Consider the following 11,171-nt stretch of genomic DNA (forward strand, 5'->3'; position numbering starts at 1 on the left):
GTCGCCGGTGCGGTACAGCAGGCCACCGACCGCGCTGAACGGATCGGCGACAAACCGTTCCGCCGTCAGGCCGGGACGGTTCAGGTAACCCCGGGCCAGGCCGGTGCCGCCCAGGTACAGCTCACCGGCCATGCCTTGGGGCAGCAGGTTCAGGTCGGTGTCCAGCACATAAGCGCTGCGGTCGCCGATGCGACTGCCGATCGGCGCGTAGGCCGCGCCGCACTGCACGTCGCGCCCGGCCTTCCAGATCAGCGGCGTGACCACGGTTTCGGTCGGGCCGTAGCCGTTGATGATGTAGTCCGGATCGAGCGCACGCTTGACCCGCTCGAAACTGGCGTTGGGCACGGCATCGCCGCCGAAACAGTAGATCCGCACCTTCGGCGGGTGGCCTTCACGCTCGGCGTGTTCGGCCAGTTGTTGCAGGTAGACCGGCGGGAACGCCACCACCGTCACGCCGTGTTCGCGCATGGCGTTGTAGGTCTGTTCCGGGGTCCACAGGCTGTCGTCGCGAATCAGCAGCGAGGCACCGTGGGTCAGGCTGGTCAGCCAACGCTCATGGGCGCCGTCGAAGGCGAAGGACATGAAGTGGAATTCGCAGTCGCTGTCACGCATTTCATAGCGTTCGCCAATGGCCTGGCAATGCATCGCCAGCGGGCCATGGGCGACGCTCACGCCTTTGGGGTTACCGGTGGAGCCGGAGGTGTAAATGACGTAAGCGAGGTTCTGCGGATCGAGCGGCACCTTGGGCGCGGTAAGGGATTGGCTGCGCAGATCGAGACGGTCGAGCTCCAGCACCGGGATCGCATCATCCACCGGCAACTGCGCAGAAACCGACGAATCGGTGATCAACAACGCCAGCCCCGAATCCTCGATCAGATAAGCCAGACGCTCGCGCGGGTAACTGGTGTCCAGCGGCACGTAGGCACCGCCGGCCTTGAGCGCCGCCAGCAGCGCGACGATCACCCCTTCGCTGCGTGGCAAGGCCACGCCGACCCGGCTTTCCGGGCCGACACCCCGCGCGATCAGGGCGTGGGCCAACTGATTAGCGCGTTGGTCGATGTCGCCATAGCTGAACCGCTGACCGGCGAAAATCACCGCTGTGCGCTCGGGGCGTTGGGCGGCGAGTTCGGCGATGCGTTGGTGCACGGCGACATTCACCGGGTACGGCTGCGGCTGGTTATCGGCCTGTTGCTGCGCCCGTTCGGCGGCGCTGGCCAGGGCAATTTCACCGAAGTTGCGTTCGGCCGACTCGGCGAACTGCTCCAACAGTTGCAGCAGGTGCGCAGCGATGCGTTCGATCGTGGACGCTGAGAAATGCGCCCGGTCGAAGCTGTAATGCAGCGCCAGGGTCTGGCCCAATGTCACGGCCACGCTCAACGGATAATGGGTTTGCTCAAGGTTGGCGACGTCGCCGAACACCACGCCTTGCTCCGCGCCCTGTTGCAGCGCTTGGGCAATCGGGTAGTTCTCGAACACCAGAATGTTGTCGAACAGGGCTTCGCCGCCCTGCCCGGCCCAGCGTTGAATGTCCGCCAGCGGCGTGTGCTCGAACTCGCGCAGGCTGAGGTTTTGCGCCTGTACCGCTTGCAACCAGTGGCCGACGCTTTGGTCCGGACGCGGCGTGCCGATCACCGGCAAGGTATTGATGAACAAGCCGACCGCTTGCTCGATGCCGGACAAGTCTGCCGGTCGCCCGGCCACCGTGGCGCCGAACGCCACGGTTGGGTGACCGGTGTAGCGTTGCAACAACAGCAGCCACGCGGCTTGCACCAGGGTGTTGAGGGTGACTTTCTGTTGCCGGGCAAAAGTTTCAAGGTGTTGGGTGCGACTGACGTCCAGGGTCTGGAAATGGTCGCCATGCCCGCTCAGGGTTTCGTTGCCGGACAGCACCCGCGCCAGTCGGGTCGGCTCTTGCAAGGAGGCCAATGGCTCGCGCCAGAAGTCCTGGCTCAGTTGCCCATCCTGACGCTGCAACCAAGCGATGTAATCGCGATAGCGTCCGCCGGTAGCTATCGGCGGGCGACCGCTGTAACGCTGCAAAACTTCGCCGAGCAACTGCGAGTTGCTCCAGCCGTCCATCAGGATGTGGTGATGGGTGTAAATCAGCTGCCAGCTATCGGCTGCGGTGTGCACCAACACCAGTCGCAGCAACGGTGCCTGGCTCAGGTCGAATCCTTGTTGGCGCTCGGCATCGGCCAGTTCATTCAAGGCTTGAAGCTGATCGTCACGCTCACGCCAGTCGAGCACGGTGAACGGCAACTGCACCTGTTTGTGGACGATCTGCACCGGTTGTTCCAGTTCGCCTTGCCAGACAAAACCTGTACGCAAGATGTCTTGTGCATCGACCGTGGCCTGCCAAGCGGCGCGGAAACGCTCCGGTTCGAGGCCTTGCACATCCACCCGCAGCTGGTTGATGTACTCACCCGCCGCCTGCTCGTACAGGGTGTGGAACAACAGCCCCTGTTGCATCGGCGACAGTGGATAGAGGTCGTCGAGTTGGCCGACGGCCACCGGCAGTGCATCGAGTTGCGCCTGGGTGATGCGCGCCAGCGGGAAGTCCGACGGCGTGGCCTGTGGCGCATCAAGGATGCAGCAATGCTCTATCAACCGGTTGAGTTCGACAGCGTATTGATCAACCAGCTGCTGGATGGTCGCGGTGTCGAACATCTCGCGGCTGAAGCCCCAGCTCATCGACAGCTCGCCGCCGTACACCTGGCCTTCGACCGTCAGCCAGTTGGCCAACGGTGCCGACGGATCCTGGGCCGCGCCGCTGCCTTCGCTGGACGGCACAAACAACGCCGCTTCGTCGAACTGACGGTCGAACTGCCCCAGGTAATTGAAGGTGATGCGCGGTTGCGGCAAGACCGCCAGTGCGGCGCCAATCTGCGGATCGGCCAGGTAGCGCAGCACGCCGTAGCCCAGACCTTTGTCTGGCACCGCGCGCAGTTGCTCCTTGACCATTTTGATCGACGCGCCGAGGTCGCCGGCCGGGCTCAGGTTGACCGGGAACAGACTGGTGAACCAGCCGACAGTGCGGGTCAAATCGATGTCGTCGAACAGGTCCTCGCGGCCGTGGCCTTCGAGCTGGATCAGCGTGCTGCCCTGCCCGGTCCAGCGGCACACGGCCCGCGCCAACGCGGTCAGCAGCAGATCATTGACCTGAGTGCGATAAGCCGCCGGCGCCTGTTGCAGCAGTTTGCGGGTTTGTTCGGCATCGAAGGTCAGTTCGACTTTCCGCTCGAAACGGTTTTGCAGTGCACCGTCTGGGCGGTCGCACGGCAAGTCGTTTTGCGGCGCGGCGCGCAATTGCTCCTGCCAATAATCGACACTGTTTTGGAACGTTGGCAGGTGGCTTTGCAGACGCGCCACCCAGCGCTGGTATGAACTGGTTTTCACCGCCGTCGTCAGCGTCGAGCCGTCGCGTGCCTGGCGATAGAACTGCTGCAGATCCTCCAGCAATACCCGCCACGACACACCGTCCACCGCCAAGTGGTGAATCACCAGCAGCAGCCGCTGAGTGCCGTCGGCCATCTGCACCGACAACGCTCGCAGCAACGGGCCGTTGCCCAGATCAAGACTGCGCTGGGCTTCGTCGCACAACGCATTCAGTTCTTCGAGCGATTGCGCCGAGCGTTGCCACAACACCGACTCAACAGACGCTGCGCCATAGGCCTGCTGCCAACCGGCGTCGGTCTGTTGATAACGCAGACGCAACCCATCGTGATGCTGGAGCAACTGCGCCAACGCCTGATCCAGCGCCCCGGCATCCAGCGCTTCGCGCGGCACCAGCAGCAGCGACTGGTTCCAGTGATGACGCTCAGGGATGGCTTGCTCGAAGAACCAGTGCTGCACCGGCGCCAAGGCCACCGCGCCAACAGCCGGACCTTGATCGATCAGGTTCTGTTCGCCGCTGCGGGCCACTTGCGCCAGGCTGCGGATAGTCTGGTGCTGGAACAGGTCTTTGGGGCTCAACAGGATGCCCGCCTGGCGCGCGCGGCTGACCACTTGCATCGACACAATGGAGTCGCCGCCCAGCTCGAAGAAGTTGTCTTCCAGGCCGACGTTGTCGATGGCCAGGATGTCTTGCCAGATCGCCGCCAGCGACTTTTCCAGCGCCGTGCGTGGCGCCACGTGTTCACGCTGTTGCTGGGTGCCGTCGACCGCAGGCAAGGCCTTGCGGTCGAGCTTGCCGTTGGGGGTCAACGGCAATTGTTCGAGGAACAGCAGATAAGCCGGGACCATGTAGTCCGGCAAATGTCGGCGCAGCGCGGCTTTCAGGGTTTCGCGCAGGTTCGCTTGAGCATCGGCATTGTCCGCCAACAGCGCTGCATCGGCGGGCACGATGTAGGCGACCAGTTGCTGACCGCTGGCGCCATCCTGGGCCAGCACCGCCAGTTCGCGTACCGCGTCCTGCTGCAACAGCCGCGCTTCGATCTCACCCAGCTCGATGCGGAAACCACGAACCTTGACCTGATGGTCGATGCGACCGACGTATTGCAACGCGCCGTCGACCTGATAGCGGGTCAGGTCACCGGTGCGATACAGGCGCTCGCCGTTGCTGGCAAACGGGTTCGGCACGTATTTCTCGGCGGTCATGCCCGGTCGCGCCAAGTAACCCCGGGTGATGCCCGCGCCGGCCAGGTACAGCTCAGCCGATACGCCCTGCGGCACCGGTTGCAGATCGGCGTCGAGCAAATAGCTGGCGGTGTGTTTGAGCGGTCGGCCGATGTTGGCGCTGCCGCCGGGCTGGCGGCGAGTCCAGGTGGAATAGGTGGTGTCTTCCGATGGGCCGTAGAGGTCGTAGACGTGCTCGATGGTCGGTTGCTGATACAGCGCGTCGACCAGCGACTGCTTCAGCGGCTCACCGGCCAGATTGATGATGCGCACGCTCGGCGGGATCTGCCCGTCCCGCTGCAATGCATTGATCGCCGACGGCACAGTGTTGATCAGGCGCACCTGATCCCGGGCCGGCAGTTGCGGCAGCTCCAGGGCATTGCGGGCGATGATCAGCGAACCACCGTTGGCCAAGGTCACGAACAGCTCCCACACCGACAGGTCGAAACACACCGAGGTCGAGGCCAACACGCCCTGAATATCGTCGCGGCTGTACACCGATTGCGACCAGTCGATCAGCGCCAATACGTTGCGATGGGCGATGGCCACGCCTTTGGGCTTGCCGGTGGAGCCGGATGTGTAGATCACATAGGCCAGGTTATCCGGCGTGACGCGGGTCATCGGTGCGCTGCTCGGGTAAGCGGCCAGCCACGACTCGGCGTTGTCCATCAGCAGCACTTGAGTGCCCGCCGTGACGTTCAACGTTGCCGCAACAGCCTGCTCGGTCAGCAGCACCAACGCGCGGCTGTCGTCGAGCATGTAGGCCACGCGGTCGGCTGGATAATCCGGGTCCAATGGCACATAAGCGCCACCGGCCTTGAGCACCGCCAGCAGCGCTACCAGCAAGCTGTCGGAACGCTGCATCGCCACGCCGACCCGCACTTCCGGCCCCACACCCAACTCGATCAGCTTGTGGGCGAGGTGGTTGGCGCAGCTGTCGAGCTCGGCGTAAGTCAGTTGCTTGGCCGCGAAGGTCACCGCAAGCGCGTCCGGCATGGCCGCGACCTGCCTGGCGATCAGCTCATGAATGCACAGATCATCGGCGAAACCTTCGTCAGCGCGGTTCCAGTCATGGACGATGCGTTGGTATTCCTCGGCTTCAAGCATCGGCAAATCGCTGATGCGCTGCTGGCTGTCATTGACCATGCCGTGCAGCAAATGGGTCCAGTGCCGCGCCATGCGCTCGATGGTCGGCGCATCGAACAGGTCATTGGCGTAGGTCAGCGCGGCGTGCAGTGTGCCGGCCTTTTCATAGGTGTCCAGGGTCAGGTCGAACTGGGTGGTGCGCCCTTCCCATTCGATCACGCCCAGCTCCAGGCCTGAGGCGGTGGTCACCGTGGAAATGTCCGCCACCTGCGGCTGATGGTTGTACATCACCTGGAACAACGGCGTGTGGCTGAGGCTGCGCTCCAGCTTCAACGCTTCCACCAGCCGCTCGAATGGCAAGTCCTGATGGGCCTGGGCGCCGAGGGCGGTTTCCTTGATGTCACTGAGCAAATCCGCCACGCGGGTCTGGCCGTCGAGCCGGGTGCGCAGCACTTGGGTGTTGACGAAGAAACCGATCAGGCCTTCGATTTCGCCGCGATTGCGGTTGGCGATCGGCACGCCGACGCGGATGTCGGTCTGCCCGGTGTAACGGTGCAGCAACGCGTTGAATGCGCCGAACAACAGCATGAACAAGGTGATGTTGTGCTTCTGCGCGGTGGCTCGCAGTTGCTCGGCCAGTGGGCCGTCGACGCCGAACTCATAACGCGTGCCGCGATAGCTGGGCATCGCCGGGCGCGGGTGATCGGTGGGCAGCTCCAGCACCGGATGCTCGAAGCCCAATTGGGCTTGCCAGTATTCCAGCTGCCGCGCCTGCTCGCCGGCCTCCAGCCAGCGGCGTTGCCACAAGGCGTAGTCGCTGTATTGAATCGGCAACGGCGCGAGCTGCGGTTGCGCGCCGGCATCATGGGCGTCGTAGCAGCGGATGAACTCGTCGATCAACACGTTCATCGACCAGCCATCAGAAACGATGTGGTGCAGGGTCAGCAGCAGCACGTGCTCCTGCTCGGCGAGCTTGAGCAGCTTGACCCGCAGCAGCGGCCCGACGGCCAAATCGAACGGCAGCAATGATTGCTGCTGGGCGGCCTCGGCCACGGCCTGTTCGCGCTCAAGGGTTGGCAGCGCGCTGAAATCGACCTGCTCGATCACCAACGGCGCACTGGCAGGTGCCTGTTGCAGGGATTCGTCGGCCTGGCGCTGGAACACCGTGCGCAGGGTTTCATGACGCGCCACCAGGCTGGCGAACGCTTGCTCCAGGGCCGGCAGGTTCAGTTGCCCAGTCAGGCGCACTGCGCCCGGCAAGTTGTAGGCGCCGCTGTGCGGGTCCAGTTGCCAGAGGAACCACATGCGCTGCTGGGCGTAGGACAGCGCTTGCCGGTCCTTGGCCTCGACCCCTTGCGGAATCGGAAAACGGGCGAAGTCCACGCCCTCCTTGTGCAAGGCCGCAAGGAACATCTGGCGCTTTTCCAGGGGCAACCCGATAAACCGGCGAGCAAGTTTCAAGGAGTCTTCAGCATTCATTTCTTAGCATCCGGATCAGTAGGCAGGAAGCACAAAGGCACGTCGTCCCTATGAAACGAATGCAGACCGGAAAAATTAGCGTTTGAGAACAAGTATCAGGAAGGGAGGTCGAAGCGGCTGGAATCGGCGGTGCGGCGAAGAAATGACGGCCGAACACAGACCTGTGGCGAGGGAGCTTGCTCCCGCTCGGCTGCGCAGCAATCGTAAACCGGCGAATGCGGTATTCCTGACACAGCGAGGTCGCAGGTTTTAGGGTTGCTTCGCAACCCAGCGGGAGCAAGCTCCCTCGCCACAGAGATCACCAAACTGAAGCATCGTGTTAACCGACAGCCGCCAAGGCATGCCGCCGATGGTGAACCTCCAGCTGATCCTTGATCACCCGCAGCACCTTGGCTTCGTGCTCATGAATGAAGAAGTGCCCACCGGCCAACATGTCCACCGAAAAGCTGCCGAGGGTTTCCCTGCTCCAGCCGATCAACTGTTCGGTGGTGGCCTTGTCGGCCTTGCCACCCAGCACATGCACCGGGCACTTGAGCAATGGCCGCTGCACCGGCTGAAAACGCCCACACAATAGAAAATCCGCACGCAGAATCGGCAGTGTCAGGCTCATCAGCTCTTCATTGGCCAGCACCTCTTCGCTGGTGCCATTGAGCGTTCGTAGCTGCTCGATCAACTGCGCATCGGTTTTCGGCTCGGCAAAGCCGCGATCGTAATCGGCCCGCATTGTTGGCGCCGCCGTCCCCGAGGCAAACAGCGCCACCGGTTCCGGACAACCCAGCGCACGAAAGGCGTGGGCCAGCTCACACGCGAGCAAGGCGCCCAGGCTATGACCAAACAGGGCGTAAGGCGCCTTGAGCGTCGAACGCAACTCCCTGGCCAATTGCATCGCCAGCGCGCGCATGTCGGTGTGCAGCGGTTCGCCGAACCGTGCGCCCCGCCCCGGCAGCTCCACCGGTTGCAACTGCAGCCACTGCGGCAACTTGCGTCGCCAACGGCTGTAGACCATGGCACTGGCGCCAGAATACGGCAGGCACAGCAGGGTCAGCTTGGTCACCACGTTTACCTCGAAAAGTCGTCTGTAGGGGAAGACGACCCGCAAGCGGCGCAAATTAGTCGGCGCCGATAAATCCCGCCTGGGAGAAAGCGTCGAATTATTGGTTGAGTGTGAACGCCGGTTCGGCGCCAAATGAACTCTCTGTGGCTTTAACCAGTCAGCTGGTTAGGCCCTCGATTCCCGGAGTTCTGCGGCAATGGCTGATCCTTCCGAACGACAAAGCGCGATCGACGCCCACGGCATCATTGGCGACATGCGCAGCGCGGCGCTGGTCAACGACAAGGGCAGCGTGGACTTTTTCTGCTGGCCGGAATTCGACAGCCCGTCGATCTTCTGCGCGCTGCTGGACAGCCCCGAAGCCGGCATCTTCCAATTGGCTCCGGACCTGCCCGACGCCCGCCGCGAGCAGATTTACCTGCCCGACACCAACGTCTTGCAAACCCGCTGGCTCAGCGATCATGCGGTGGTCGAAGTCACCGACCTGCTGCCCATCGGCGACAGCGAGGATGATTTGCCGATGTTGATGCGCCGGGTGCGCGTGGTCAGCGGTCAAGCGACGATTCAGATGTTGTGCAACCTGCGTCATGACTATGCGCGGGCTCACACCAAGGCGCGGGCGCGCGGCCGCAGTGTGTATTTCGAGGCCACCGGTCAGCCGCCCATGCAGCTGTGTGCGGATCAGCCCTTGCGCGTCGAGGGCAACGCAGCGATTGCCGAATTCACCCTCGAACAGGGCCAGAGCGCCGAGTTTTTGCTCGGCGGCGTTGACGATCCGCGCTTCAAGGAAGGCGCCGCCGATCTGTGCCTGGAGCGCACCCTGAAGTTTTGGCGCAACTGGATCGGCCAGTCCAATTACCGCGGGCGCTGGCGGGAAATGGTCAATCGCTCGGCCCTGGCGCTGAAGCTGCTGACCTCGCGCAAACACGGCGCCATCCTCGCCGCCGCCACCTTCGGTCTGCCGGAAACACCTGGCGGCACACGCAACTGGGACTACCGCTACACCTGGATCCGCGACGCCTCGTTCACCGTCTACGCCTTCATGCGCCTGGGCTTCGTCGAGGAAGCCAACGCCTACATGCGCTGGCTGCGCGGCAGGGTCAGTGATTGCCGGGGTAAACCGATGAAACTCAATATTCTCTACGCCATCGATGGCCGCCAGGAACTGCCGGAAACCGAACTTTCGCACCTGTCCGGCCATGGCGGCGCGACGCCGGTGCGCATCGGCAATCAGGCCTACGAACAAATCCAGCTCGACATCTTCGGCGAGCTGATGGACGCGGTGTACCTGGTCAACAAGTACGGTGAGGCGATCTCCCACGAAGGCTGGAAACACACCGTGGAAGTGGTCGATCAGGTCTGCGAAACCTGGCAGCAAAAGGACGTTGGCATCTGGGAAATGCGCGGCGAGCAGCATCATTTCCTGCACTCGCGACTGATGTGCTGGGTAGCGCTGGATCGGGCCATCCGGCTGGCCTCCAAACGCTCGCTGCCCGCCCCTTTTGCCCGTTGGGACCAGACCCGTCAAGCGATCTACGCCGACATCTGGAGCAACTTCTGGAACGAAGAACGCGGGCATTTCGTCCAGCACATCGGCGGCACCGGCCTCGACGGCTCGATGCTGCTGATGCCGCTGGTGCGCTTCGTCAGCGCCAAGGATCCGCGCTGGATCGCGACCCTCGAAGCCATCGAAAAACACCTGGTGCGCGCGGGCATGGTCTACCGCTACCGCAACGACGACAGCCAGATCGACGGCCTGCCCGGCACCGAAGGCGCCTTCGCTGCCTGTTCGTTCTGGTACGTCGAATGCCTGGCCCGCGCCGGCCAGGTAGAAAAGGCGCAGCTGGAGTTCGAGCAATTGCTGCGGTACGCCAACCCGTTGGGGCTGTACGCCGAAGAGCTAGACAGCCACGCGCGGCACTTGGGCAACACACCACAAGCACTGACGCACCTGGCGCTGATCAGCGCGGCGAGCTTTCTGGATCGGAAGTTGAGTGGGGAGAAGAACTTCTGGCAGCCTTGAGACTGAGGTGACTGCTTCGCGGGCAAGCCTCGCTCCTACAGATGTATACCGTTCAACTGTGGGTGGCGCTGGCTTCGGTACCGCCGTTGTGACTACCGCCAAAACTCGTCAGAAATATCTACTTTTACGACACTTTTTGTAGGATCAAGACCTACCCGCGATGAACTTAAACACACTCTGCCTGACAGGACTGACCTCCCGTGGCGAGGGAGCTTGCTCCCGTTGGGGCGCGCAGCGGCCCTGAAATCTGCAACCACATTCCTCCAGAAGCACCGTATTTACTGGCTTAGCGACTGCTGCGCAGCCGAACGGGGGCAAGCCCCTTCGCCACAGGATTGCGTAGGCCAATCGCCTACATTCACTAAACAAACCAGCCCAATCAACACCTGGTAACTGATTCCTACATCCGGAAATACCTTGTTGCCAGCACCTACATCCATCCCTACCATCCACGCTCAACGGGCACAGCGGAGCTGTCCAACAAAACCCGAATTCAAGGAACCAGAATGACCCAGCGCATCCATCGCAGCATCAACGTCCCACTCCGATCAGGCCTGAATCGGACTGAACTGTGGGAAGGCCCCGACAAAGGCTTGATCAAATGCTGGGAAATCGGCCGTCAGCGCGCCGCCCGCTTCCCCGACCTCGCCCACCAATGCCTCACCGGCGAACTCCCGGTGCTGGGTTGGAAAGGTGGCGTCAGCCGCAGCCTGAAGAAACTCGAAAAATACGGATCCCTCAAATACCTCGCCCAATGGCAAGGATTACGCGGGGAAGATCTGGATATTGATCTGAGCGCAGAACGGGCGTTGACCTGTTCCAGGACCAAAATGGTCGTGACATTTACGCCGGATCGGTCGAAGTACTTCAATCAGATGGACGTGGAAGCCTGAGGAAAGAGCCCGGGTCGATCTGAAT

4 protein-coding genes (1 of these 4 cut by a window edge) are annotated in these 11,171 nt (G+C 62.6%); 2 read left to right on the forward strand and 2 right to left on the reverse strand.

Translation table 11 applies throughout. The annotated features are described in order from the left end of the window. Positions 1 to 7,179 carry the 5' portion of a non-ribosomal peptide synthetase gene (locus tag LOY28_RS20055; protein WP_258612431.1) on the reverse strand. The gene continues 5,202 nt to the left of window position 1, outside the view, so 7,179 of the gene's 12,381 nt are visible here — the first part of the coding sequence; its start codon is at positions 7,177 to 7,179; its stop codon lies beyond the left edge, outside the window. A 319-nt stretch (positions 7,180 to 7,498) separates the two neighbouring features. Next, positions 7,499 to 8,236, reverse strand: a complete 738-nt coding sequence (locus tag LOY28_RS20060) for a thioesterase II family protein (RefSeq protein ID WP_064619070.1) — start codon at positions 8,234 to 8,236, stop codon at positions 7,499 to 7,501. A 193-nt stretch (positions 8,237 to 8,429) separates the two neighbouring features. On the opposite strand from LOY28_RS20060, the gene LOY28_RS20065 reads away from it, so the two are divergent. Both LOY28_RS20065 and LOY28_RS20070 read left to right on the forward strand, forming a co-directional pair. Then, a complete protein-coding gene (locus tag LOY28_RS20065; RefSeq protein WP_258612432.1) occupies positions 8,430 to 10,253 on the forward strand; it encodes a glycoside hydrolase family 15 protein in 1,824 nt (607 codons plus the stop codon). Positions 10,254 to 10,759: 506 nt separating this feature from the next. Next, complete coding sequence (locus LOY28_RS20070; RefSeq protein ID WP_064619081.1) at positions 10,760 to 11,146, forward strand: hypothetical protein; 387 nt, start codon at positions 10,760 to 10,762, stop codon at positions 11,144 to 11,146. Positions 11,147 to 11,171 lie beyond the last annotated feature (25 nt).

This window comes from Pseudomonas sp. B21-017 (genome assembly GCF_024749245.1).
Lineage (GTDB): Bacteria > Pseudomonadota > Gammaproteobacteria > Pseudomonadales > Pseudomonadaceae > Aquipseudomonas.

What these genes read in the sequence shown, in the direction of transcription:
- LOY28_RS20070 (WP_064619081.1), top strand. Translation starts at nt 10,760, where the DNA reads ATGACCCAGCGCATCCATCGCAGCATCAACGTCCCACTCCGATCAGGC.
- LOY28_RS20065 (WP_258612432.1), top strand. Translation starts at nt 8,430, where the DNA reads ATGGCTGATCCTTCCGAACGACAAAGCGCGATCGACGCCCACGGCATC.